Source organism: Fictibacillus sp. B-59209 (genome assembly GCF_036216745.1).
GTDB classification, from domain to species: domain Bacteria; phylum Bacillota; class Bacilli; order Bacillales; family Fictibacillaceae; genus Fictibacillus_C; species Fictibacillus_C marinisediminis.
This window is the reverse complement of the sequence record NZ_JARMMC010000018.1, coordinates 257,107-282,812: the sequence shown is the minus strand read 5'-3', so window position 1 is coordinate 282,812 and position 25,706 is coordinate 257,107. Positions and strand designations below refer to the sequence as shown.

General features: G+C 45.3%; 24 protein-coding genes and 1 riboswitch. Of the genes, 22 read left to right on the top strand and 2 right to left on the bottom strand.

The genetic code is table 11. From position 1 onward, the window contains the following. Window positions 1-2: 2 nt before the first annotated feature. Window positions 3-1,706 (bottom strand): Rqc2 family fibronectin-binding protein, encoded by a 1,704-nt coding sequence (locus tag P4361_RS14240; protein WP_256225726.1) that lies wholly within the window; start codon window positions 1,704-1,706, stop codon window positions 3-5. A 95-nt stretch (window positions 1,707-1,801) separates the two neighbouring features. On the opposite strand from P4361_RS14240, the gene P4361_RS14235 reads away from it, so the two are divergent. The 17 genes from P4361_RS14235 (at window position 1,802) to spoVM (ending at window position 19,296) form a co-directional block, all read left to right on the top strand. Then, window positions 1,802-4,468, top strand: a complete 2,667-nt coding sequence (locus tag P4361_RS14235) for a calcium-translocating P-type ATPase, SERCA-type (protein WP_328089810.1) — start codon at window positions 1,802-1,804, stop codon at window positions 4,466-4,468. Window positions 4,469-4,684: 216 nt separating this feature from the next. Beyond that, a complete protein-coding gene (gene remA, locus P4361_RS14230; RefSeq protein ID WP_053358281.1) occupies window positions 4,685-4,948 on the top strand; it encodes an extracellular matrix/biofilm regulator RemA in 264 nt (87 codons plus the stop codon). A 12-nt stretch (window positions 4,949-4,960) separates the two neighbouring features. Beyond that, window positions 4,961-5,575 carry a guanylate kinase gene (gene gmk, locus P4361_RS14225; RefSeq protein ID WP_053354545.1) on the top strand — a complete coding sequence of 205 codons (615 nt, stop codon included), beginning with the start codon at window positions 4,961-4,963 and terminating at the stop codon, window positions 5,573-5,575. A 2-nt stretch (window positions 5,576-5,577) separates the two neighbouring features. Continuing rightward, entirely contained in the window at window positions 5,578-5,781 is a 204-nt protein-coding gene (gene rpoZ, locus P4361_RS14220; RefSeq protein ID WP_053354544.1) for a DNA-directed RNA polymerase subunit omega, read from the top strand. A gap of 125 nt (window positions 5,782-5,906) precedes the next feature. Next, window positions 5,907-7,100, top strand: a complete 1,194-nt coding sequence (gene coaBC, locus P4361_RS14215; RefSeq protein ID WP_328090025.1) for a bifunctional phosphopantothenoylcysteine decarboxylase/phosphopantothenate--cysteine ligase CoaBC — start codon at window positions 5,907-5,909, stop codon at window positions 7,098-7,100. Further along, a complete protein-coding gene (gene priA, locus P4361_RS14210; protein WP_328089809.1) occupies window positions 7,097-9,514 on the top strand; it encodes a primosomal protein N' in 2,418 nt (805 codons plus the stop codon). The genes coaBC and priA overlap by 4 nt, the downstream gene beginning before the upstream one ends. Window positions 9,515-9,538: 24 nt before the next feature. Further along, the gene (def, locus tag P4361_RS14205) at window positions 9,539-10,012 is read left to right on the top strand and encodes a peptide deformylase (protein WP_256225728.1); all 474 of its coding nucleotides are present in this window, start codon (window positions 9,539-9,541) and stop codon (window positions 10,010-10,012) included. A 9-nt stretch (window positions 10,013-10,021) separates the two neighbouring features. Beyond that, window positions 10,022-10,957, top strand: coding sequence for a methionyl-tRNA formyltransferase (gene fmt, locus P4361_RS14200; protein ID WP_328089807.1), 936 nt, complete (start codon window positions 10,022-10,024; stop codon window positions 10,955-10,957). Beyond that, window positions 10,954-12,327 (top strand): 16S rRNA (cytosine(967)-C(5))-methyltransferase RsmB, encoded by a 1,374-nt coding sequence (rsmB, locus tag P4361_RS14195; RefSeq protein ID WP_328089806.1) that lies wholly within the window; start codon window positions 10,954-10,956, stop codon window positions 12,325-12,327. Before fmt ends, rsmB begins: the two co-directional genes overlap by 4 nt. Beyond that, a complete protein-coding gene (gene rlmN / locus P4361_RS14190; protein WP_053354539.1) occupies window positions 12,321-13,406 on the top strand; it encodes a 23S rRNA (adenine(2503)-C(2))-methyltransferase RlmN in 1,086 nt (361 codons plus the stop codon). The genes rsmB and rlmN overlap by 7 nt, the downstream gene beginning before the upstream one ends. A gap of 6 nt (window positions 13,407-13,412) precedes the next feature. Continuing rightward, window positions 13,413-14,177, top strand: coding sequence for a Stp1/IreP family PP2C-type Ser/Thr phosphatase (locus tag P4361_RS14185; RefSeq protein ID WP_053354538.1), 765 nt, complete (start codon window positions 13,413-13,415; stop codon window positions 14,175-14,177). Continuing rightward, window positions 14,178-16,172 carry a Stk1 family PASTA domain-containing Ser/Thr kinase gene (gene pknB, locus P4361_RS14180; protein WP_328089805.1) on the top strand — a complete coding sequence of 665 codons (1,995 nt, stop codon included), beginning with the start codon at window positions 14,178-14,180 and terminating at the stop codon, window positions 16,170-16,172. Then, window positions 16,162-17,055: a ribosome small subunit-dependent GTPase A gene (gene rsgA, locus P4361_RS14175; protein ID WP_053354536.1), complete on the top strand. Its 894-nt coding sequence runs from the start codon at window positions 16,162-16,164 to the stop codon at window positions 17,053-17,055. Before pknB ends, rsgA begins: the two co-directional genes overlap by 11 nt. 1 nt (window position 17,056) lies before the next feature. Continuing rightward, window positions 17,057-17,704, top strand: a complete 648-nt coding sequence (gene rpe, locus P4361_RS14170; RefSeq protein ID WP_053354535.1) for a ribulose-phosphate 3-epimerase — start codon at window positions 17,057-17,059, stop codon at window positions 17,702-17,704. 23 nt (window positions 17,705-17,727) lie between these two features. Continuing rightward, a riboswitch (TPP riboswitch) is annotated at window positions 17,728-17,835 on the top strand. A 72-nt stretch (window positions 17,836-17,907) separates the two neighbouring features. Then, on the top strand, window positions 17,908-18,480 hold the full coding sequence (thiT, locus tag P4361_RS14165) for an energy-coupled thiamine transporter ThiT (protein ID WP_231689120.1): 573 nt from the start codon (window positions 17,908-17,910) through the stop codon (window positions 18,478-18,480). After that, window positions 18,477-19,118, top strand: a complete 642-nt coding sequence (locus P4361_RS14160) for a thiamine diphosphokinase (RefSeq protein WP_053354534.1) — start codon at window positions 18,477-18,479, stop codon at window positions 19,116-19,118. The genes thiT and P4361_RS14160 overlap by 4 nt, the downstream gene beginning before the upstream one ends. A gap of 97 nt (window positions 19,119-19,215) precedes the next feature. Beyond that, window positions 19,216-19,296 (top strand): stage V sporulation protein SpoVM, encoded by an 81-nt coding sequence (gene spoVM / locus P4361_RS14155; RefSeq protein ID WP_053354533.1) that lies wholly within the window; start codon window positions 19,216-19,218, stop codon window positions 19,294-19,296. 93 nt (window positions 19,297-19,389) lie between these two features. Here the strand turns inward: spoVM and rpmB are convergent, their stop codons facing one another. Next, entirely contained in the window at window positions 19,390-19,578 is a 189-nt protein-coding gene (gene rpmB, locus P4361_RS14150; RefSeq protein ID WP_053354532.1) for a 50S ribosomal protein L28, read from the bottom strand. Between the two features lie 231 nt (window positions 19,579-19,809). Here rpmB and P4361_RS14145 point away from each other — a divergent pair, with 231 nt between their 5' ends. The 5 genes from P4361_RS14145 (at window position 19,810) to recG (ending at window position 25,568) form a co-directional block, all read left to right on the top strand. Continuing rightward, on the top strand, window positions 19,810-20,172 hold the full coding sequence (locus P4361_RS14145; RefSeq protein WP_053354531.1) for an Asp23/Gls24 family envelope stress response protein: 363 nt from the start codon (window positions 19,810-19,812) through the stop codon (window positions 20,170-20,172). A 15-nt stretch (window positions 20,173-20,187) separates the two neighbouring features. Continuing rightward, window positions 20,188-21,864: a DAK2 domain-containing protein gene (locus P4361_RS14140; RefSeq protein ID WP_328089804.1), complete on the top strand. Its 1,677-nt coding sequence runs from the start codon at window positions 20,188-20,190 to the stop codon at window positions 21,862-21,864. A 93-nt stretch (window positions 21,865-21,957) separates the two neighbouring features. Then, the gene (gene sdaAB / locus P4361_RS14135; RefSeq protein ID WP_328089803.1) at window positions 21,958-22,620 is read left to right on the top strand and encodes an L-serine ammonia-lyase, iron-sulfur-dependent subunit beta; all 663 of its coding nucleotides are present in this window, start codon (window positions 21,958-21,960) and stop codon (window positions 22,618-22,620) included. 21 nt (window positions 22,621-22,641) lie between these two features. Continuing rightward, window positions 22,642-23,529, top strand: coding sequence for an L-serine ammonia-lyase, iron-sulfur-dependent, subunit alpha (gene sdaAA, locus P4361_RS14130; protein WP_062231698.1), 888 nt, complete (start codon window positions 22,642-22,644; stop codon window positions 23,527-23,529). Further along, window positions 23,526-25,568, top strand: a complete 2,043-nt coding sequence (gene recG / locus P4361_RS14125; protein WP_328089802.1) for an ATP-dependent DNA helicase RecG — start codon at window positions 23,526-23,528, stop codon at window positions 25,566-25,568. The genes sdaAA and recG overlap by 4 nt, the downstream gene beginning before the upstream one ends. Window positions 25,569-25,706: the final 138 nt, after the last annotated feature.

The window sequence follows — 25,706 nt, the reverse complement described above, 5'->3', positions numbered from 1 at the left end:
GGTTATTTTTTTAATTTTAGCAGTTGATCTTCATCTGGAGTGACATAAAGGGTTTGCTGCTGGTCGTAGATCACAAATCCCGGCTTGGCCCCTGATGGCTTTTTAACGTGCCGGATCAGCGTATAATCCACCGGAACGGAGCCTGAATGCCTGGCTTTGCTAAAATAGGCGGCAAGTCCTGCGGCTTCAAGGAGCGCTGTTTCGCTAACTTCCTCGCTCTTTATGACGACGTGAGAACCTGGAATGTCTTTCGTATGAAGCCACGTTTCATTTTGACGTGAGGCTTTAAACGTCAAATAGTCATTCTGTTTATTATTTTTGCCGACAAGGATGGTAATGCCATCTGTTGATTGATAGGTTTCTAGAACAGGCTTTTCATTCTTTTTGGCCTTTTGCTGTTTTCGTTTTCTGACATACCCTTGCTCTTCTAATTCTTCCCGGATGCCTGCCACATCTCTCACAGATGCGGACTCCATCTGCTGGATGAGACTCTCGAAGTAAAGAAGATCTTCTTTCGCTTTTTCCAGCTGCTCTTCAATATAAGCGACCGAGTTTTTAAGTTTAGTGTACTTTTTGAAATAAGCTTGAGCGTTTTCAGAAGGACCTTTCAGGGGATCAAGCGGAATTTCCAGCTTCGGCTGATCCTCTTCGTAGAAATTCGTCACTTCAATTTTCTTTTGGCCTTTTTTCACCAAATAAAGGTGGGCTGTCAAAAGTTCACCGAGGACTTTAAATCTATCTGCTTTCTCTGTATCTGAAAGAGATGCATTCAGTTTCTTGATTTTTTTGGCAATTTTATCATGCTCGTTATGCAGCATTTTTTCCAAATCTGCAGCTTGCTGCTTTACTCTGTCCCGTTCGGATTTGCCGTAATAGAAGCGGTCCAGAAGCTCTCCAGCCGTATCGAAATCCTTCCTTTCTCCCTTTAAATGGGAGAGAGCTGTAACCGAAAAGTATTCCTTTCCATCTGAGACAGACATCTGTGGTGCATATCGGTTGTTCCTGAATTCCTCCATCATGGCGGTGAACGCTTCAGAAAGAGTCTCTTTCGTTGCCAGTCCGGCACGGAACGTTATCTCCCTGGCAATCTGTGGTGAGATTCCGCTGTAAAGCTGCACGATCTGACGGTCGATCTTACCTTCGTTCCATCTGATTTTTTGTATAAAACCTTCTGCACTTTCTGTAAGCGGAGAATGTTTTTCCTGAGGCGGAGGAGATAAGTATTTCTGTCCGGGAAGCAAAGTTCTGTATCGGTTCAGTGACGGGGGAATATGCTTGATGCAGTCTATGATCGTGCCGTTCTTATCTTCTACAAGAATAATATTGCTGTGCCTTCCCATAATTTCTATGATCAGCGTCTTATAGGCGATATCACCGATCTCATCTCTGTTTTTTACTTTAATATGAATGATTCTTTCCAGATCAATCTGTTCGATCGATTCGATGACTGCACCTTCCATATGCTTTCTTAGCAGCATGCAGAACATGGGTGGGACTGCAGGGTTATCATACGATTTTGCGGTCAGCTGAACTCTGCTGAATGAAGGATTGGCGGATAACAATAGTTTTTGGTTTTTTCCTCCGGATCTTATCGTAAACAGCAAGTCTGTTTTATCAGGCTGATAGATTTTTGTAATCTTTCCGGATTGCAATGTCTTTTTTATCTCTGAAGCTGTTGCTCTTGTAACAATTCCATCAAAACTCATAGTTTCACCTCTGTTTCTCTCTTCATCAGTATAGCATTATTGAGGACATGCCTGCATATAAATGGCTATATACGTTATGAGGCAGAGGTGGAGAAATGAATTGGTATCAGCTATCAAAGGAAGATGTTGAACGCCTGACCAACAGTAACCTGCAGACTGGCCTGAGTGATAAGGAAAGCCAGAAAAAGCTGAAAACAACAGGACATAACCAGCTGCAGGAAGCAAAGAAACCGTCGTCGATTCTCGTTTTTTTCGCACAATTCAAGGATTTCATGGTGCTCGTCCTTCTAGCCGCCACGTTATTGTCAGGCTTGCTAGGAGAGTATCTTGATGCCATTGCGATTATTCTGATCGTGATCATGAACGGAATATTAGGATTTATTCAGGAACGAAAAGCGGAAAAGTCACTGACTGCACTGCGTGAGCTGTCTGCTCCAACTGCGATCGTTATGAGAAACAGCAGCTGGACGGCGATCTCTGCTAAAGAACTCGTTCCCGGTGATATCGTGAAGCTTTCAGCTGGAGACCGGGTCGGTGCTGACATCCGCATGGTATCTGCTAGAGGCCTTTATATTGAGGAATCAGCACTGACAGGAGAATCCATTCCTGTTCAAAAACGGGGAGAGGCACTCCAAGGAAGCGGATTGCCGCTTGGTGACCAGGCCAACATGGCTTTTATGGGAACGATGGTGACCAGGGGCAGCGGAACAGGAGTTGTTATTGCGACGGGAATGACGACGGAGATGGGAAAAATCGCCCATCTGATCCAGAATGCTGATACGCTTGCAACTCCTCTGCAGCTTAAGCTTGAGCAGCTTGGCAAGATTTTAATAGGCATCGCTTTGCTTTTGACTGTCCTTGTTGTTGTTACAGGCGTATACAGGGGACATGACTTATACAGCATGGTGCTGGCGGGTGTGTCACTTGCAGTGGCTGCCATACCTGAAGGACTGCCAGCTATTGTAACGATCGCCCTGGCGCTTGGGGTTCAGAAGATGATTAAGCGCAGAGCCATCGTAAGAAAGCTTCCTTCGGTCGAGACTCTGGGCTGTGCCACTGTCATCTGTTCCGATAAAACGGGAACGTTGACTCAGAACAAAATGACGGTCACTCATTTGTGGAGTGAAGGAACGACATGGAATGTAACAGGAAGCGGTTATGATACTGCAGGAGAATTTATAAGAAACGGGCAAAAGACGAGAATCGATGAGCATGAGGGGCTGCTTCAGCTTCTTTCATACGGCGCGATCTGCAACAATGCTGAACTTACGGATTCTGGCAGCATCATGGGTGATCCTACAGAAACCGCATTGCTGATCAGCGCAGCAAAAGCAGGGCTGATGAAAGATAACATTCTCCGTTCGGTTGAAATTTTGGACGAGGTTCCGTTTGACTCGGCAAGAAAAATGATGAGTGTAATCGTCCGCAACCAAAACAACGAGATTTTTTTAATCACTAAAGGAGCACCAGATGTCCTACTGGAAAAAAGTGATTATGTATTATGGGATGGAAAGCGGCAGCTGTTAAAACAGCAGCATACCGAACAGATTAAAGAGGCGATCCTGGGTCTCGGAAGCCAGGCACTGAGAACCATAGCCGTTGCCTACAAGCCACTGCATACAAAAGACAGAGCTGCCGCAGGACCGTCGGCAGAAAACCATCTGACGTTCATCGGTCTTCAAGGAATGATAGATCCCCCAAGAGAAGAAGTGAAAGAGAGTATCGACCGATGCCATGAAGCAGGGATTAAAACCGTTATGATTACCGGTGACCATGTCGTTACCGCAAGTGCCATCGCCAGACAGTTGAACATCCTGCCTCAGGGAGGGAAAGTTATTGATGGTGCGGCTTTATCGGTCATGTCAGATGATGATCTGGTAAGGGAAGCAGAAAACATCTTTGTTTATGCCAGGGTCTCACCTGAACATAAGCTTAAGATTGTCAAAGCTCTGCAAAAAAGAGGGCATATCGTCGCGATGACAGGGGACGGGGTTAACGATGCACCGGCAATAAAATCTGCCAACATTGGAATCGCGATGGGTATAACGGGAACAGACGTGGCCAAGGAGGCATCCTCACTCGTTTTAAGTGATGACAATTTTTCAACCATTCGTGCAGCGATCGAGGAAGGAAGAAATATTTACGAAAACATCAGGAAGTTTATCCGATACTTGCTGGCTTCAAATGTAGGTGAGATTCTCGTCATGCTGTTCGCCATGATCCTGTCGATGCCGATGCCGCTTGTGCCCATCCAGATCTTATGGGTAAACCTCGTAACAGACGGTCTGCCGGCAATGGCCCTTGGTATCGATCCTGCGGAAGATAATGTAATGAAACGCTCTCCGAGGAAGCCCAATGAAGGGGTATTCTCAAGAGGGCTTGGATGGAAGATCGTTTCCAGGGGTTTCATGATTGGAATCGTAACGATTCTTGCTTTCTGGACCGCTCTGCACGAGCACCCGGATCAGCTGATGAAAGCACAGACTGTCGCTTTTTCAACCCTGGTAATGGCCCAGCTGATCCATGTCTTTGACTGCAGAAGCGAAAGGTCAGTTCTGCACCGGAACCCGTTTGGTAACATGGCGTTAGTCCTGGCTGTTTTGTCTTCTGTTCTGCTTACGCTCGTGGTCATGTACATTACTCCGCTGCAAGCAATTTTCCATACGGTTCCCTTGTCTGGCCGGGATTGGCTGCTGGTCCTCGGAATGGCTGCGATTCCTACATTTGCCCTTACAGGGTTTCAAGCATTTAAAAAATTATAAAGCGGGGGGATAGAAACAAATCTTCATAGGTTTCTATCCTTTTTATTGTTCAGGGTTGTACAGACTGTTAAAATTGTTTAGAATAACGGAGGAATATGTTAAAATGATATAAATGTGCTGGGTACGGACATATCCATACATCGAATTAATTTCTACATAATGATTATGATCTTGCTCGTTCTGGCTAGAATAGAACTACCAACGTTAGGAGCGGTTATATACATGAAGCTAATCAATATTGGTTATGGAAACATTGTAGCAGCACACCGAATCATTTCCGTCGTAAGTCCGGAATCAGCGCCGATCAAACGCTTAATAACTATGGCAAGAGACGGAAATATGCTTATTGATGCCACATACGGCAGACGGACGAGGGCGGTCATCATTACGGACAGTGATCACGTTGTACTCTCTGCTGTTCAGCCTGAAACCGTGGCACAGCGGCTTCTCTCAATTGAAGAGGGAGCGGAAGAAAGTTAAGTGGAGGTAAGTATGGATAGAGAACGGGGCATTTTATTTGTGCTCTCCGGCCCATCAGGTGTCGGAAAAGGTACTGTATGCAAAGCGCTGAGAGCACAAAAGCTGGACATTCAATATTCAGTTTCAGCGACCACCCGAAATCCTCGGGTTGGAGAGGTTCATGGGGTAGATTATTTTTTCAAGTCTAAAGAAGAATTTCAAAACATGATTGAAAATAACGAACTGCTCGAATGGGCAGAATACGTTGGCAACTTCTATGGCACACCGATTGAGTATGTCAATCAGACACTGGATGAAGGCCGCGACGTTATTTTAGAAATTGAGGTTCAGGGAGCGCTTCAGGTACGAAAGACCTTTCCAGAAGGCGTTTTTATTTTTCTGACCCCGCCTAGTCTTGAAGAACTGCGAAGCCGCATTGTCGGAAGAGGAACTGAAACGGAAGACTTGATCAATAACCGCATGACAGTAGCCAGGGAAGAAATAGAAATGATGCAGCACTATGATTATTCCGTCGTAAATGATGAGATAAGCCATGCCTGCAGCAGGATCCAGTCTATTATCACCTCTGAACACTGCAAGGTGGACCGTGTAACCAATCGTTATAAAAAATTACTGGGAGATGAATAAGCATGCTGTATCCTTCAATTGATGCCCTTATGGACAAAATAGATTCAAAATATTCACTGGTGACCCTCTCTTCAAAAAGAGCAAGAGAGATTCAGAGAAGCAATAACGGAATCGTTGAAAACCCGGTTTCCCACAAATTTGTCGGAAAAGCTTTGGAAGAGATTTATGCGGGATATTTAACGCCAAAAAAGTCTGACACTGAATGATGATCAATAACAACCTATGATTATAGGTTGTTATTTTTTTCAATTTTTTCGGAATATTACATCTGTTAATCATAATTATATTATGTAAACAGATAGGCAGGGGGGAGATTTCATTGGATCATTCAATGAAAAAGATTTTGCTTTGTGTAACTGGAGGGATTGCGGCATATAAGGCAGCAACGATCGCAAGCCAGCTGTATCAGCTGGGGTTTGAGGTAAAGGTAATGATGTCAGAGTCATCACAGAAGTTTATTACTCCGTTGACACTGCAAACCTTATCCCGGAACGAAGTCTACACCGATACATTCGAAGAACGGAATCCAAAAGTTGTTGCCCATATTGACCTTGCGGATTGGGCAGACCTTGCTGTCGTGGCACCGGCTACCGCTAACTGCATTGGCAAACTGGCAAACGGGATAGCTGATGACATGATTACAACAACTTTGCTGGCCACTACGGCACCGATAATGATTGCGCCTGCAATGAATGTCAACATGTATCAGCATCCTGCTGTTCAGGCAAACATGCAAAAGCTGGCAGACTACGGATACCGGTTCGTGGAACCAGGGGAAGGGCTGCTCGCATGCGGATATATCGGAAAAGGGAGACTTGCTGAGCCAGAAGAAATTATTGCCTGTATTAAGGATTTCTCTGCCGGGCAGATGGATTTGCCTCTTGAAGGGAAAAAGGTCTTGATTACAGCGGGACCAACGAGAGAACAGGTGGACCCTGTGCGTTACTTCACGAATTATTCATCCGGGAAAATGGGTTATGCCATTGCAAGGGCGGCAGCAGGAATGGGAGCTTCAGTCACCTTGGTCAGCGGACCAACAGCTCTTGATAAACCTGCAGGCGTCAAGTTCATATCGGTAGAATCCACCGATGAAATGTTTCATGCGGTTATGAAAGAGTACCCTGAAATGGATCTCGTTATTAAGTCGGCGGCTGTTGCAGACTATACTCCCCGGATTAAATATGGTGAAAAAGTTAAGAAAAAGAATGAGAGCTGGTCGGTGGAAATGGAGAAAACGACCGATATTCTGTCAGTACTCGGAGAGAAAAAAGAGAGACAAGTCCTCGTGGGATTTGCCGCAGAAACCGGAAACCTTGAGGGTTATGCGCTCGACAAACTGAAACGCAAAAACCTGGATATGATCGTTGCCAATAACGTCGCTCAAGAAGGGGCCGGCTTCAGTGTTGATACAAACCGTGTGGTCATTTATAAAAAGGACGGTTCTGTAAAGGAATATCCGCTGCTGTCAAAAGATAAAGTGGCTCAGGAAGTTTTGGCGCAGGCTATGGAACTGATGCCTCTATGATCGCAAAAGTTATCGTGGATGTGCCGGCCAGCAATGTAAACCGCACCTTCGATTACCTTGTGCCTGAAGAACTGAAAGATACAGTTAAACCCGGTATGAGGATAGCCGTGCCTTTTGGACCAAGAAAACTGCAAGGCTTTGTCATCGAGCTTGGCGAGGAAACTTCTGTTCAAAAATTAAAGAAGATCATTGAACTTCTGGATCCGGTCCCAGTATTGACTGAAGAACTCCTGAAACTCGGCAAGTGGGTATCGGATCAGACACTCTGTTTCTTAATCACAGCTTATCAGGCTATGATTCCAGCTGCTTTAAAAGCTACCTACCACAAGGAATTCAGGCTGGTTGACGGAGTCGGCCTCGCTGACTTGCCGGACGAAGCTAGAGAGTGGTTTAAACACCGGGAATACATCCCGATGGAAGATCTGCTGAAAATTTCACCGACACCGCTTGCCCTCTTCCAAAAACTTGTTCAAAAGAATTCCCTGGAAGTGATCTACAGGATGTCAGACAAAATAACGAAGAAAAAAATAAAGATCGTGCAGAGACGGGGAACAGAAGAGGAGAGACTGCAGCATATCGAATCACTTTCCAAACAAGCGGTTAAGCAAAAAGAGATTCTATCATTTCTTCATGAGTCTGAAAGCCCTGTAGTATTAAAAGATCTTCTAGAGATGTTCGACACGACAAGGTCCACAGTCCAAGCCTTGGAGAGCAAAGGTTTTATAGAGATAGCGGAGAAGGAGATCTACCGTGATCCGTATGGTGGCCGTGAATTTAAAAGAACGCAGCCCCTGCTCTTAACCTCTCAGCAGGAACAAAGCATTCAGCCTGTTTTGGCTGCTCTCGAGGAGAAGAGGCATGAAACTATTCTGCTTCATGGCGTTACAGGAAGCGGTAAAACAGAAATCTATCTGCAGAGTATTGACAAGGCAATTCAATTGGGGCAGGAAGCCATTGTATTAGTGCCTGAGATCTCTCTGACACCGCAGATGGTAAACCGTTTTAAAGGGCGGTTCGGTTCAAGGGTTGCTGTTTTGCATAGTGGACTGTCCGCCGGAGAAAAATATGATGAATGGCGAAAAATTCAGCGTAAAGAGGTATCTGTTGTGGTAGGTGCCCGGTCGGCAGTTTTCGCTCCGTTTGAAAATCTGGGCCTGATCATCATCGATGAAGAGCATGAATCAAGCTATAAGCAAGAGGAAAATCCCCGTTATCATGCGCGGGATGTTGCTGTCCAGCGGGGAGAGCATCATCAGTGTCCGGTAATTCTAGGAAGCGCAACACCGTCACTTGAATCTTATGCCAGAGCTCAAAAAGGGGTCTACACGCTCTGTGAGTTAAGCGACAGAGTGAACAAGCGGGAGCTTCCCTCTGTTTCGGTAGTGGATATGAGGGAAGAGCTCAGGGCAGGAAACCGCTCGATGTTTTCCCGCGAGTTATTTGATAAAATCAATGACCGCCTAAAACGCGGAGAACAATCTGTATTGTTTCTCAACCGCAGAGGCTACTCATCGTTTATTCTTTGCAGAGACTGCGGATATGTCGGAGAATGCCCGCATTGTGATATTTCTCTTACGTACCATAAAAAACAGCATCTGCTTAAATGCCATTATTGCGGCCATCAGGAACCGATGCCTTCCCAATGTCCCATGTGTGAAAGCCAGTATATCCGTTTTTTTGGCACAGGGACACAAAAGGTGGAGGAGGAGCTCGCCAAGCTGCTGCCTCACGCAAGAGTGATCAGGATGGATGTGGATACCACCGGGCGAAAAGGGAGCCATGAAAAGCTCCTAAATCAGTTTGGTGAAGGAAAAGCAGACATATTGCTCGGCACGCAGATGATCGCTAAGGGGCTTGATTTTCCAAAAGTGACTCTGGTGGGGGTGCTCGCTGCGGACACGATGCTGCACCTTCCCGATTTCAGGGCCTCTGAAAAAACCTTTCAGCTCCTCACTCAGGTCAGCGGAAGAGCAGGGCGGCACGAGCTTTCGGGAGAAGTGGTCGTACAGACCTACACCGTCGGCCATTACAGCATCGATCTGGCATCAGGACATGATTATCATTCGTTCTATGAAACGGAAATGCAGATCAGACGGGAGCACAAATATCCTCCGTATTACTATTTGACGCTCATTTCGTTTTCGCACACTGAGCTATTGAAGGCTGTAGATGCCAGTGAAAAATCGGCATCCTATCTTCAGCAGAAAGTGTCTCCGGGAACAATCATCCTGGGTCCGGTCGTCTCGCCGATCGCCCGTATTAAAGATAGATATCGATATCAGGTAATGATAAAATACAAAAATGAACCTCGGCTGAGTGACTTGATCTCAGAGCTATTGCAGCATTTTCAGCATGAAATGGATGGGAACGGCCTGCAGATTTCAGTCGATATGAATGCGCAAAATATTATGTAAGCCTATAGATGGGAGAGAATGAGGATGGGAGTTAGGGAGATTGTATGTTATCCTGATAAAATTTTAGAAAAGAAATGTGAAAAAGTGACAGAATTCAACCAGAAGCTGAGCCAGCTGATCGATGATATGTTTGAAACGATGTATGAAGCGGAAGGAGTAGGTCTCGCCGCTCCTCAGATTGGAATCGGCAAACAGATTGCTGTAGTTGATGTCGGAGATGAAACAGGTAAAATTGAACTGGTCAACCCGGTCATTGAAAAAATGGAAGGCGAACAGGACGGTCCAGAAGGGTGCCTTAGCTTCCCAGGTATATTTGGAGATGTTAAACGCGCTCAAAAAGTCAGTGTGACTGCGCAGGACAGACATGGAAGAACGTTCACGATTACTGCAGAAGACTTTCTTGCCCGCGCCCTTCAGCATGAGATCGACCATCTGAACGGAATTCTATTTACCTCTAAGGTCAGTTCGTATTATGAAACGGGAGAGTTTGAAAGGTAGGAGTTACAAATGAAAATAGTATTTATGGGAACGCCTGATTTTTCTGTGCCAGTACTGCGCAGACTCGTTAACGACGGCTATGAAGTCACAGCCGTCGTCACGCAGCCGGACAAGCCGCAAGGGAGGAAAAAGGAAATTAAGCCAACGCCGGTGAAAGCAGAAGCCGAATTGCACGGCATTCCTGTCTTGCAGCCTGTAAAACTAAAGAATGAGTTTCAGGAAATTTTAGATCTACAGCCGGATCTGATCGTAACTGCGGCATACGGACAAATCTTGCCTTCAGAAATATTAGAAGCACCGGAATATGGCTGTATTAATGTTCATGCTTCACTACTGCCGGAATACCGAGGCGGAGCGCCGATCCATCAGAGTATCATTGACGGCAAGAAAGAAACGGGCGTAACGATCATGTACATGGTAGACAAGCTCGATGCCGGCGACATTCTGACACAGGTAGTGGTCCCAATAGGTGAAGAAGACCATGTCGACAGCATGTTCAGTAAACTCAGCATTGCAGGAGCAGAACTCTTATCCAAGACAATACCTGACCTGATCGAGGGGAAATTGACCCCGATAAAGCAAGATGATGATAAAGTTACCTATGCCTATAATATCTCTAGGGAAAAAGAGAAGATCGACTGGACAATGAGCGGTGAAGCCATCTATAACCAGATAAGAGGACTTCATCCTTGGCCGGTTGCATTTTCCACACTGAATGGCCAGACGTTAAAAATATGGTGGGGGAAAAAGGTGCCTGTTCCATCGGATGCAGTGCCTGGGACTGTTCTTGAAACAAGCAAAGAGGGATTGACGGTGAAGACCGGAGATTCTACAGGAATATTGATCACCGATCTGCAGCCGGCCGGAAAAAAACGCATGGCAGCTTCACAATTTTTGCAAGGAGCCAAACTGGAACCGGGTACAAAGCTGGGTGAAGAACTGTGAAACAAAACGTGAGAAATACTGCAGTTGAAGTTTTATTGAAAATTGAACAAAATCAGGCCTATAGCAATCTTTTGCTGAATCAGTCCATACAGAAGGCCAATCTTAGCCAAAAGGATGTCGGATTGCTGACAGAGCTTGTATACGGGACTGTCCAGCGGAAAAACACTCTTGATTATCTGCTGGAGCCTTTTGTCGCAAAAGGGTTGAAAAAGCTTGAAAAATGGGTGCTTGTCCTGCTGAGGATGTCGCTCTACCAAATGGTCTATCTCGATAAGATTCCGGATCATGCCATCATTAATGAAGCGGTGGAAATTGCTAAGAAACGAGGGCATAAAGGGATCTCCGGCATGGTAAACGGCGTGCTGAGAAGAATTCAGAGGGAAGGAACGGCTGATCTTTCCGAATTGACCCATGATGAGGAAAGGCTCGCTCTTCAATACAGCATGCCAGAGTGGCTGGTCCAGCGATGGATCACTCAGTATGGCTTGGATAATGCTGAAAAGATGTGCGCGGCCAACATGGAGCCTGCCCCGGTTACGGGCCGTGTCAACAGCATGAGATCCAGCAGGGAGAAAGTGCTGCAATCGCTGCATGATGAAGGCATAGAGGGGAGCAACGGCGGCCTTTCGCCCGATGCGATTAAATTAAAAAAAGGGAGCCTTTCACATTCTTCTGCATTTAAGGAAGGATATGTTACAATACAAGACGAAAGCTCCATGCTCGTTGCAAGGGCGCTTAATCCATCATCAAACGAAAAAATCCTGGATGCCTGTGCAGCTCCTGGAGGAAAAACGACCCATATTGCCGAACTGTTAAATAATACGGGAGAGGTAACGGCCCTGGATCTTCACCCTCATAAGGTGAAATTGATACAGGAGCAGGCGGAGCGCCTCGGCCTTACCAATATCAAAACGGAAGCTCTTGACAGCCGTAAGGCCGGCGAAAAGTTTTCTGTGTCATCGTTTGACAGGATTCTGGTAGATGCACCGTGCAGCGGTTTCGGAGTGATACGAAAAAAGCCCGACATCAAATGGTCGAAAAAAGAAGAGGATATCCATCGCATAGCCGAGATTCAGATGCAGATCCTCGATAAAGTGGCCGAACTGTTAAAACCCGGCGGTACTTTACTTTACAGTACATGTACCGTCGATAAAGAGGAAAATGATGAAATTGCAGATGCTTTCTTAAAGCATCATCCTGATTTTGAATGGGACAAGTCTTTTAACGAACGGCTTCCTGAAACATTACAGCCGTACCTTAAACCTGGTGAAGCACAGGTACAGATTCTTCCTCATTATTTTAACAGTGATGGTTTTTACCTTGCATGCTTTAAGAAAAAGACTACAACTGGTGGTGAAACCCGATGTTAAAACCGTTAAGTGAAAAACAGCAGAACCCGGCAATTATGCCTTCTATTTTTTCGCTTGAGCTGACAGATCTGGAAAATTGGCTTTCTGATATAAAAGAACCTAAATTCCGTGCTTCCCAGGTTTATGATTGGCTTTACGAAAAAAGAATTACGAGTTATGAAGAAATGTCGAACCTTCCTAAAGGGCTTCGCGATAAGATGCAAGAAACCTTTCATATTCAGCCGATGAAAGAATTAGCCCGTCAGGAATCTTCTGATGGTACGATAAAATTTTTGTTTGAACTCCAGGACGGTTATTCTATCGAAACAGTCCTGATGCGCCATGAATATGGAAACAGCGTATGTGTGACAACACAGGTAGGCTGCCGTCTCGGCTGTACATTCTGTGCGTCAACGCTCGGCGGGTTAAAGAGAAATCTGCATGCCGGCGAGATTGTAGCTCAAGTGCTTCAAGTGCAGCGTGCGCTCGATGCCACTGAAGAAAGAGTTAGCTCAATTGTCATCATGGGGATTGGTGAACCTTTCGATAACTACGAAGGACTGATCAAGTTCCTAAAAGTAGTAAACCACGACAAAGGTCTGAATATCGGTGCAAGGCATATTACGGTTTCCACAAGCGGAATCGTGCCTTACATCTACAAATTTGCTGATGAAGGAATGCAGATCAACTTTGCGGTATCCCTTCATGCTCCGAATACTGAAATCAGAAGCAGGCTCATGCCGGTCAACCGCATGTATCCAATGGAAGAACTGATGGAATCAATTCGTTATTACATCAAGAAGACCGGGCGCCGGATTTCTTTCGAATATGGTCTTTTCGGCGGTGTGAATGATCAGGTTGAACATGCTGAAGAACTGGCAGATCTGATTAAAAACGTAAAATGCCATGTAAACCTGATTCCTGTCAACTATGTACCGGAACGTGATTATGTCCGGACACCTAAGAAGCAGATCTTCAAATTTTTAGATACGCTAAAAAAACGGGGTGTCAATGCTACCCTACGCAGGGAGCAGGGACATGATATTGACGCAGCCTGCGGGCAGTTAAGAGCGAAAGAGCGTCAGGAAGAGACGAGGTGACGTAAATTGCAGTATGCCTTTAAAACAGATACTGGTAGAGTTCGTCAGCATAATGAAGACAGCGGGGGAGTGTTCACAAAAGGTGAACACTTTCTTGCCCTTATTGCGGATGGCATGGGCGGACATAAAGCCGGAGATGTTGCCAGTTCCAAAACAATCCAGTCATTTGAGGAAGCCTGGAACGCTTCTTCAGAAGAAATTTCGGAGACTCCTGTAAAGGCTGAAGAGTGGCTTTTAGAAACCGTAACACAGACCAATTTGGATCTGCATCAGTATGCAAATAAGAATATTGACTGCAGCGGGATGGGGACAACGCTTGTCGGAGCCCTTTGCACACCTTCCTATTTAACGATTTTACATATCGGTGACAGCCGCGTTTATTATTTTTCTGAAAAAAAGCTGATTCAAAAGACCGAAGACCATACCCTCGTTAATGAGCTGGTGCGGTCAGGGCAGCTATCGGAAACAGAAGCGGAAAATCACCCTAGAAAGAATGTGATTTTGCGGGCCCTTGGAACGGATGACCATATTGATGTGGATATTCAAACGATTTCCTGGGGCGAGGGAGATATCGTTTTGTTATGTTCAGACGGCCTCTCCAACAAAGTAACCCGCGAAACGATGGAAAACATACTGAATGATGACAACCTCTCGTTGGAAGATAAAGCTGATCGACTTGTGAACCTTGCAAATGAGGCCGGAGGAGAGGATAATATCACGATTGGACTCGTCCATTATACGCCCCAGACACCGGAAAAGGGAGTAAGTTAAATGATTGGCAAGCGTATAAGCGGCCGCTATAAGTTGCTTGAAGTCATCGGTGATGGCGGAATGGCAATCGTATACCGTGCCAAGGACTTAATCCTTGACCGGGATGTTGCGGTTAAAATACTTCGATCAGAGTTTTCAGACGACGAGGAGTTCATCAAACGATTCAGAAGAGAGGCTGAAGCGGCAACGAGTCTCGCCCATCCTCACATCGTAAGCATATTTGATGTGGGAGAGGAAAATAACGTGTACTTCATAGTCATGGAGTATGTAAAAGGGAAAACGTTAAAACAATACATCAGGGACCACGGCCGCCTGTCTGTTGAAGAATCCATACAGATTATCAGGCAGATTGCCTCAGGAATGGTTGCAGCTCATGAGCATGGGATCATACACAGAGATATCAAGCCCCATAATATCTTAATTGATGAGCATGGATTGGCAAAAGTAACAGACTTTGGGATCGCTCTCGCCATCACATCCGCAACGATTACCCATACGAACTCAGTGCTTGGATCGGTCCATTACTTCTCTCCGGAACAGGCGCGAGGGGGAGTGGCCAATGCAAAATCGGACATCTATTCCCTAGGTGTTGTGCTGTTTGAAATGCTGACAGGCAGGGTTCCGTTTACAGGGGAATCACCGGTATCCGTAGCCCTCAAGCATCTTCAGGAGGAAGTTCCCGAGCCAAGGAAAATCAATCCGGAAATTCCGCAGAGTGTTGAAAATATTATTCTTAAAGCACTGACAAAAAATCCGGTGTACCGGTATGACAGTGCTCTTGAAATGATGGACGACCTGGATACGGCGCTCTCTCCTCACCGTCTGCATGAGCAGCGGTGGAGCAATTTTGATGATGCCGCAGATGCTACACGGATCATGCCTCCGGTATCCTTGAACAAAGCAGTCGAAAAGCCAGCTTCAAATCTAAAAGAAACCGCTGAACCACCGGCCAAAAAGAAGAAAAAAAGTTGGTGGCTTGTACTGCTGATTTTACTGCTTTTGCTCGCAGGTGCTGGAGCGGCTGCCTTTGTGGTCATGCCTGGATGGTTTAAAGTGAAAGATGTTTCTGTTCCCAATGTTATCCACAAAGATTACGAATACGGGTTTGAACGGCTCGCAAAGCTCGGTTTTAACGTCGAGCGGAAAGAGCGCTTCGATGAAGATGTGGAACAGGGGAAAATTATAAAACAGAATCCTGATCCCCATTCTATGGTTAAAGAAGGCAGCACGGTTACACTTTTTGTTTCTAAAGGCTTTAAGAAAGTGGACATGCTGGATCTTACCGGAATGGGTGAAGATGCTGCACGAGACCTCTTAAACGAAAGAGGCTACGATAGCAAGAACATTGAGACCATACCGGTGGAATCAGAGGAAACTCCTGAGGGTGAGGTCGTCTCACAAAGCCCGGATAAAGGGGAAAAAGTCAATCCGAGCGAAATACAGGTGATTCTTCGTGTCAGTACTGGCCCGCCTTCGATTCAGCTTGAGAACTTGTCAAATTCCTCGAGGGAAGATGTTGAGAAATACATCTCGCAGGAAGGGCTTAGAGTCAACTTTACAAAAGAGTACTCTGATACCGTAGAAGAAGGAAAGGTCATCTCGCAAAAACCTTCACCTTATACGAATGTCAAAAAAGGTTCTACGGTTGATGTCGTTATTTCAAAGGGCAAGAAACCAGAACCGAAGCCCAAACCAAAGCCTGATAATCAGGAAGACATCACATTTAATAATAAAATAACGGTTGAAGTTTCAAAGGGTGATGAGAATAAACAATTCCAGGTCAGAATTGTTTACAGCGATGCCAAAGAGGAAAATGCTGTTTTCGTAGAAGAAGAAATTTCCCAGACGAAAGAGTATATGGTGCCTTTGACCGTCTCGCCGGACCATGATGCTTCCTATACCGTTTATTTAAATGGGAAAGAGCAGGCATCAAAAACATTTAATTATCAAGATGCGAAGGAAGGTAAATTCAAAGGAGCGAACAATGGACAATAAGACTGAAGGCAGAATTATTAAATCAGTCGCAGGATTCTATTATGTACAATACAATGACAAAGTCTTTCAATGCAGAGGCCGGGGCAATTTCCGTAAAAAGAAAATTACGCCTGTGGTCGGAGATTGGGTCGTATTTGAATCCTCCAACCCGACAGACGGATACATTATGGATGTTAAGGAAAGAAAGAACGAGTTAAACCGGCCGCCAATTTCAAATGTTGACCAGGCAATTCTCGTTTTCTCTGCCGTCCGGCCGGAATTTTCAAGTTCGCTGCTGGACCGTTTTCTTGTTCATATCGAAGACAATGGCATTCAGCCGGTGATCTGCATTACGAAGATGGATTTGATTGAAAGTGCAGAGTATCAGAAGGAAATCGAAAATTACATCGCTGCTTATAAGAAGCTCGGCTATGAGGTCATTCCAACCTCTGCGATGTCGCTTGCCGGCATGGATGACATCAAACCGATATTTAAAGGAAAAACGAGCGTCTTCGCAGGACAGTCCGGGGTAGGGAAGTCGTCTCTCTTGAATGCGCTGATGCCTGAACTCATGCTGGAGACGAATGACATATCAGATCATCTTGGACGCGGAAAACATACAACGAGGCATGTTGAACTCCTTCCTTTTGAAGAGGGCTTGATCGCAGACACTCCTGGGTTCAGCTCCTTGGACTTTGTAGAAATTGAAACCGAAGAGCTCTCCTACAACTTCCCTGAGATGAAACAGAGGGTATCACAATGCAAGTTTCGCGGCTGCACTCACAGCTCTGAACCGAAATGCGCAGTAAAAAAAGCAGTGGAAGAGGGAGAGATCCCATCGTTCCGCTATGAGCATTATCTTGAATTTTTGCAGGAAATCAAGGATCAAAAACGGAGGTACTAGCATGGTAAAAGTTGCGCCTTCCATTCTTTCCGCAGACTTTTCAAAGCTCGGTGAAGAAATTAAGGCAGTGGAAGAAAACGGTGCTGATTATATCCATATCGATGTGATGGATGGGCATTTTGTGCCGAATATTACGATGGGACCTTTAGTCGTTAAAGCAATCAGGCCGCTCACTGAACTGACATTTGATGTCCATTTAATGATTGAAAACCCTGACCGGTATATCCCGGAGTTTGCAAAAGCAGGTGCTGATATCATTACTGTTCATGTTGAAGCATGTCCGCACCTTCATCGGACCATTCAATTAATTAAAGAGCAGGGAAAAAAGGCAGGGGTCGTATTAAATCCTGCTACTCCTGTTGAAACCATTCAGCATATTTTGGCTGATATAGACCTTGTACTCATCATGTCTGTAAATCCAGGCTTTGGTGGACAATCCTTCATCCACGCTGTGCTTCCAAAGATTGAAGTATTATCTGCGAGGATCAAGGAGCAAGGCTTGAACGTTGAAATTGAGGTGGACGGCGGCGTGAATGCAGAGACTGCCCGTCTTTGTGAGAAAGCTGGAGCTACCGTACTTGTAGCGGGATCAGCCATTTATGGGCAAAAAGACATAAAGGGTGCAATCCGTACCATTCGTGGTGTATAATATATTAGAGAATAATTGAAAAAAGTAACCACAGGGGGAGTCCCATACAGGGGCTGAGAGGGGAGTACACTCCCGACCCTTTGAACCTGAAGCAGGATCATGCCTGCGTAGGAATGTGGAGTCGCTGTTGTTAACGCTAAGCAACCGTCATTCACATGCCGGTTGCTTTTTTCTTTTCTTAATGAGTTTAGGAGGAGATTGATTTGAGTAAAAAAATTATGTTTTTGACTGAAGTGGCGATGATGTCAGCGTTGGCTATCATACTTAGTTTTGTTCAATTTAAAGGGCTTTGGGCAAATGGAGGCTCAGTTTCATTGGAGATGCTGCCAATCTTTTTAATGGCATTCCGCAGAGGGGTCCCTGGCGGAGTATTAACTGGTCTGATTGTCGGGATGGTTAAAATCCTGGTTGATGGAACTGCAGGATACAATCCCGCTGGTTTGATCCTGGATTACCCTCTCGCGTTCCTATTGGCTGGATTTGCCGGGGTGTTTAAAGTCAGTTCGGCAAGCCAATCTAAAAGGAGGATCTCAGCGATTGTGGCAGGCATCGCCTTCGGAAGCCTGCTCCGTTTGGCCTCCCATGTTGTATCAGGAGTCATATTCTTTGCATCATACGCCCCAAAAGGCATGAACCCTGTCCTGTACTCCATTGTGTATAATGCCTCATACATGATCCCGGTTGCTTTGATCACTGCAGCAGCTTTTATTTTCTTGACAAAAACAGCACCGCGGCTGCTGCACAGGACCGATCCAAGAGTTGTTAACGCGGCATGAAAATTATCATTTTAGCAGGAGGTCCGGAAGAAAGGCAGCCGGACCTCTCTTTATTTGCCGGCGAAAAGGCAGTCTGGGCGGGTGTTGACCGCGGCGTATTCTACTTGTTGAAAAAAGGAATCATACCTGGCTGTGTATTTGGAGATTTCGATTCTGTGAACAGAAGTGAGCGTGAGTGGATGGCTTCATTTAACCTTCCTTCATTTGAGTATGACAGTGAAAAGGATAAAACCGATCTAGAGCTGGCCCTTGATTGGGCACTGGAGCAAAAACCGGAACAGATCCTGCTAATGGGTGTTACGGGCGGGCGCCTGGATCATGAATTGGCCAATATCCAATTGCTCCTTCATGGACTCGAAGCCGGAATTAACATTGAAATATGGGACAGGCAGAATAAGATTGCCTTATCAGCACCAGGACCGCATATCATACAACAAGAGCCGGAGTTCTCTTATGTCTCATTCCTTCCATTTAACGGACCTGTTACCGGCCTGACTCTAAAAGGGTTCAAATATCCGCTTCAGGATCAATACTTGCCGATGGGTTCTACTCTCTGCATTTCCAATGAGCTTGTAAATAAAAGTGGTACTTATTCATTCTCGGGCGGCATATTAATGTTGGTAAAGAGCCATGATTAATATTTTATGCGTCGGGCCGCATGGTACTATTTTTATAAAAGCGAATATATTTATTAGGGAATGTCTTATTTTTCAAAGGGCCTGGAGGAGGGGTATGATGAAATTTTACACCATTAAACTGCCTAGGTTTTTAGGGGGATTTGTACGTGCGGTTTTAGGTTCATTTAAAAAAGGATAATCACTTCCATCCAAAAGAAAAAAGCACCCTTGATGGGTGCTTTTTTCTTTTGGAAATTAAAAAACAACGGGGATGCCGTTGTCTTAAGAGCGATTAAACGCGTTCAATTTTTCCAGATTTAAGGGCACGTGCAGAAACATAAACACGTTTAGGCTTCCCGTCAACCAAGATGCGGACTTTTTGAACGTTTACTCCCCAGCTCTTTTTAGATTTGTTCAATGCGTGGGAACGCTTGTTTCCTGTTTTAGGTCCTTTACCAGTAACGTAACATTTGCGTGACATAATTGTACCTCCTTTATAACAGTAAAACTGTATCATATCAGTCGTATGTTAAATACTAACCTATAGTAGCATGACCACTAAAGAAAAGCAACAAATGATTTTTCGCATTTCAAGTAAAAAGGCTTGACACAGCTTTGTGACTATTGTCAAATGGAGTTGTCCTTTCATAAAACTTAATTTTATAGTAAAATGAGGTTTAGCCATAATTGATTGATTAAAGGGGGATTCATCATGTCCATCGAAATGAAGAATAAATACGGCCAGATTGACATTTCTACGGAAGTGATCGCTACTATTGCTGGCGGCGCTGCTATTGATTGCTACGGAATTGTAGGCATGGCTTCCAGGAAGCAGTTAAAGGATGGTATTACCGAACTTTTAGGACGTGACAACTTCTCCCGGGGGATTGTGGTTCGGCAGGAAGAAGATGAAGTACATATTGACATGTATATTATTGTAAGCTACGGAACAAAGATTTCTGAAGTAGCCCATAATGTACAGACAAAAGTGAAATATACCCTCGATCAAATGCTGGGTCTCTCAGTAGATTCTGTTAACATTTTTGTTCAGGGTGTAAGGGTAACAACCCCTTAGTTAGGAGGAAAGTTCGTGTCTTTAACAGTTTTAGACGGTAAAAAGTTTGCGGCCATGGTTGCATTGGGAGCCGCAAACTTATCAAAAAACGCAGCAATGGTAGATGCCCTTAATGTTTTTCCTGTGCCAGATGGGGATACAGGAACCAACATGAACCTTACGATTACTTCTGGTGCAAAAGAAGTTCAAAACAACATAATTCCCGATATCAGTAAAGTCGCGAGCTCTTTTTCCCGAGGCTTGCTCATGGGGGCAAGAGGCAACTCCGGGGTTATATTATCCCAGCTTTTCCGTGGTTTTTCAAAATCAATCGAAGGAAAAGAAACCATTACTTCGGCTGACTTTGCAAGAGCATTTGAGAACGGAGTAGAAACAGCCTATAAGGCTGTGATGAAGCCAATCGAGGGAACCATTCTTACGGTGGCTAAAGATGCGGCAAAACGTGCCGTTAAGGCGGCCAAAAAAAGTGATGATATCCTTTTCGTCATGTACGAAGTTGTAACGGAAGCCAAAGCTTCCCTGGACAGAACACCTGACTTGCTTCCGGTATTGAAAGAAGTAGGCGTTGTTGATTCAGGCGGACAAGGCCTTCTGACGGTTTATGAAGGCTTTCTTTCCGCGCTGGAAGGAAAGGACCTTCCTGAAATTTCTCCGCAATCGCCTTCTATGAAGGAAATGGTTAATGCCGAGCACCATAAAGCACAGCTTCATATGAAAACCGAAGACATCCATTTCGGATACTGTACAGAGTTTATGGTGAAATTCGAACCTGAGAAATTAAAGAAGGCGCCTTTCAGTGAGGAAGCATTCCGCAATGAATTAAACGAGCATGGCGATTCTTTGCTTGTTGTTGCCGATGATGATCTTGTAAAAGTTCATATTCATACGGAACAGCCGGGCAACATGCTTACCCTTGCTCAGAAACATGGTAGTCTGATCAACATTAAAATTGAAAACATGCGTGAGCAGCATACTGCTATTTTGGAATCTGAGACACATGTGCCCGTTAAGATGCCTGAAGCTAAACCAGAGAAAAAAGCATATGGCATCGTTACCGTAGCGATGGGGAGCGGCATTAAAGAATTGTTCACTTCACTCGGTGCCGGTTACGTTATTGAAGGCGGACAAACGATGAACCCTAGTACCGAAGATATCGTCAAAGCCATTGAAGAAGTGAATGCTGAAAAAGTAATCGTACTTCCGAACAACGGAAACATTGTTATGGCTGCAGAGCAGGCAGCATCCATCGTCGGCCAGGATGTAATCGTCGTACGCTCTAAAAACGTTCCTCAGGGAATGGCGGCTCTGCTTGTGTTTAACCCTTCAGCCGAATTGGAAGAAAATCAAAAGAAGATGACAGACGCGCTTTCAAGCGTAAAATCCGGACAGCTTACATTTGCTGTAAGAGATACTGCCATTGATGGCGTCGAGATTTCAAAAGGCGATTTCATGGGGATCTTGAACGGCAAGATCGTAGCTTCCATGCCGAATAAAGATGAAGCGGTTCAGGAGCTTGTAAAGGAAATGATTGATGAGGATTCTGAAATCATCACCCTGATTTCCGGTGAAGATGCATCGGATGAAGATACGAAACGTTTAGTTCAGTTTATCGAGGAATCTTTCCCTTCTGTAGAAGTGGAAGTTCATGAAGGCAGCCAGCCGCTATATCCTTTTATTATCTCAGTTGAGTAGGTAAAATGTTCTCTCCATTATTGTTGAGTTATGATACAGTAATGGAGGGAATATTTTTTATGTCAGCTATATATTTTTATCGGAGGGACATGAATGAAATACAAAAGTGTTTTTGATATAATCGGGCCGGTCATGATTGGGCCTTCAAGCTCCCATACAGCAGGAGCTGCACGAATCGGGAGGGTCGCCCGCCACCTGTTTGGCAGGAAGCCAGAATATGCCCATATTTCTTTTTATGGTTCGTTTGCAAAAACGTACCGCGGACACGGGACTGATGTGGCCATCGTTGGCGGAATCCTTGATTTTGATACTTTTGATACTAGGATTGTGGATGCGCTTTCATTGGCAGAAGAGCAAGGTATTGATATAAAGATGAGCGAGGAAGATGCACTGACCGATCATCCCAATACCGCAAAGATCATTCTTGGTGACCAGAATGGAAAAATTGAAATGGTTGGGATTTCGATCGGCGGAGGGAAAATAGAGATAGTTGAGCTTAACGGTTTTGAATTGAAGCTGAGCGGAAACCATCCTGCAATGCTGATTGTTCATAACGACAGATACGGAGCCATCGCAGGAGTTGCAAATATTCTCGCCAAGCATCAGATCAATATTGGCCACATGCGGGTTTCACGGAAAGAAAAAGGACAAGAAGCTCTCATGATCATTGAAGTAGACCAAAATATAGACCCGGTACTCATCGAGGAGATTGAATCGCTGCCAATTGTTCAGCAAGTGGTAAAAATTAATGAGTAACCTTGAAAGGAAGTAGTAAGTATGTTTCGTAATGTTGCCGAACTAGTGGAACTTGCCGAGGCAAAAGAATGCAAGATTTCAGATATCATGATTGAGCAGGAAATGGAGTTTACGGGCCGGACGAAAGATGAAATCATCAGCCAGATGGACAGAAACTTAAAGGTGATGGAAGAAGCTGTTGAACGAGGAATAACGGAAGATGTTAAATCTCATTCCGGATTGACTGGCGGGGATGCCATCCTCCTTCAGAATTATTTAAAAAGCGGGAAAAGCCTTTCAGGTGAGTTCATGCTGGATGCAGTCAGTAAAGCTATCGCAACCAATGAAGTCAACGCGGCTATGGGAACCATCTGTGCTACCCCTACAGCAGGCTCAGCAGGAGTGGTTCCTGGAACGCTCTTTGCCTTGAAAGATAAATTAAATCCGACAAGAGAGCAGATGGTCGCCTTTTTATTTGCTTCTGGAGCTTTCGGATTTGTAGTCGCCAACAATGCTTCTATTTCAGGTGCTGCCGGGGGCTGCCAGGCAGAAGTCGGATCAGCGACCGGTATGGCAGCAGCGGCCATTGTTGAGCTAGCTGGCGGGACACCTTCACAGTCCGCAGAAGCGATGGCTATCGCTCTGAAGAACATGCTCGGGCTCGTTTGTGATCCTGTTGCAGGCCTTGTAGAAGTACCTTGTGTAAAGCGGAACGCCATGGGAGCAAGCAATGCAATTGTTGCTGCTGATATGGCGCTCGCAGGAATCAAGAGCAGGATTCCGTGCGATGAAGTCATCGATGCGATGTACAAGATCGGGCAATCCATGCCGACAGCACTGAAAGAAACAGCGCAAGGAGGTTTGGCGGCTACACCAACTGCCCGGGAGCTTGAAGCGAAAATATTTGGAATAGCCCTGGATAAAAAATGAAGCTTAACGAATTAAAAGTGACAGAGATCAATGGGATTGGTGAGAGCAAATCAGAAGAACTGAAAGAGCTTGGGGTTGTCTCAGTGATGGATCTGCTTGAATATTTGCCGTTCCGCTATGACAATCATCAGCTGAAAGATCTGGCCGATGTTAAACATGAAGAGAGGGCAACAATCGAAGGGAAGGTTCACAGCGAACCTTCTCTCCGTTATTTTCCAAGAAAAAAATCAAAACTCAGCATCAGGGTGCTGATCGGACGTTATTTAATAACCGCTGTCTTTTTTAATCAGCCATATTTAAAAAAGCAGCTGACACCTGGACAGACGGTTACCCTCACAGGAAAATGGGATGCTCATAAAATGACCCTGACCGTTAATGACATTAAATTTGGACTGCAGCCGCAAGATGAAAGTATCGATCCCATCTATCCGGTCAAGGGAGAGATGAGCGTGAAGCAAGTAAGGCGGTTGATCAAACTCGCCTTCAACCAATATGGTGAGGAGGTTGAGGAAGTGCTTCCGAAGGAGAGTTTGGAGTCCTATAAGCTTTGGCCGAGAAAACAAGCGCTATACAGCCTGCACTTTCCGCAGAGTTTTGAACATTTAAAACAGGCACGCCGCCGGATGGTATATGAGGAATTCCTGCTTTTTCAGCTTAAGATGCAAATGTTTAAAAAGATCAACCGTGAACAGTCTGCCGGAGAAAAACTGCATTTCAGCATGGATGATGTCAACAGGTTTGTTACTTCTTTGCCCTTCCCGCTGACGAATGCCCAGCAGCGGGTCACTCATGAGATTTTAAAGGACATGTCATCTCCCCACAGGATGAACCGCCTTCTTCAAGGAGATGTCGGATCTGGCAAAACAGTCGTTGCAGCCATCGCTCTATTTGCAGCTTTTTCCTCAGGAAGCCAAGGAGCTTTGATGGTACCGACTGAAATATTGGCGGAACAGCACTACCATTCGCTTCTCCAGCTGCTTGAACCTCATCAGATTAAGGTGGAATTGCTGACAAGTTCTGTGAAAGGGAAAAGACGGGCAGATATTTTAGCAAGGCTTATAGAGGGAGAAGTGGATGTGTTAATTGGTACACACGCACTCATTCAGGATGAGGTTGTATTTCATCAATTAGGCCTTGTCATAACTGATGAACAGCATCGTTTTGGCGTCAAACAGCGCCGGGTGCTTCGCGAAAAAGGACAAAGTCCGGATGTGCTGTTCATGACAGCAACCCCCATTCCGCGAACGCTTGCAATCTCCGTGTTTGGAGACATGGATGTTTCTGTCATCGACGAAATGCCAGCCGGCAGAAAAGCCATCGAAACCTATTGGGCTAAACATAACATGCTTGACCGTGTTCTAGGTTTTGTACAGAAAGAGCTTGATCAAGGGAGACAGGCCTATGTGATTTGTCCGCTTATTGAGGAGTCAGACAAGCTGGATGTTCAGAATGCGATTGATGTACATGCACAGCTGCAGCACTATTTTCTTCAATACAGGGTCGGCTTAATGCATGGAAGGCTCCATTCCTCTGAAAAAGAGGAAGTGATGAGAGAATTTGCTGAGAATAAGTGCCATGTTCTGGTATCTACGACCGTAGTAGAAGTCGGAGTAAACGTACCGAACGCCACGATGATGGTGATCTACGATGCGGAAAGGTTTGGCCTGTCACAGCTTCATCAGCTCAGGGGCCGCGTCGGCCGTGGAAGTGATCAGTCGTATTGTATATTAATCGCTGACCCGAAATCAGAAGAGGGAAAAGAAAGAATGAGGATCATGACAGAAACCTCTGATGGTTTTGTTCTGTCGGAAAAAGACCTTGAACTTAGAGGCCCGGGGGACTTCTTCGGCAGCAAACAGAGCGGGCTTCCAGATTTTAAGATCGCAGATATCGTGCATGACTACCGTGTGCTCGAGGTGGCGAGGAACGATGCTTCCCGGCTCGTCAATTCAGAAGCGCTTTTTCATGAAGCGGCCTACGCTCCGCTTAGAAGCTTCTTGGAAAAGGAAGGCGTGTTAACATCGGAACGCCTTGATTGATGAGGGTTCTGCCTTCTGACGAATAGGTCCTTTCTTGAAATGATATAGCTGCTATTATATACTACTGTTAGTACCAGCTCTTAAAAAGCGAAAAACCGTGCATCCATAGAGGCTGATGCTTAAATGGCATATCTGGAT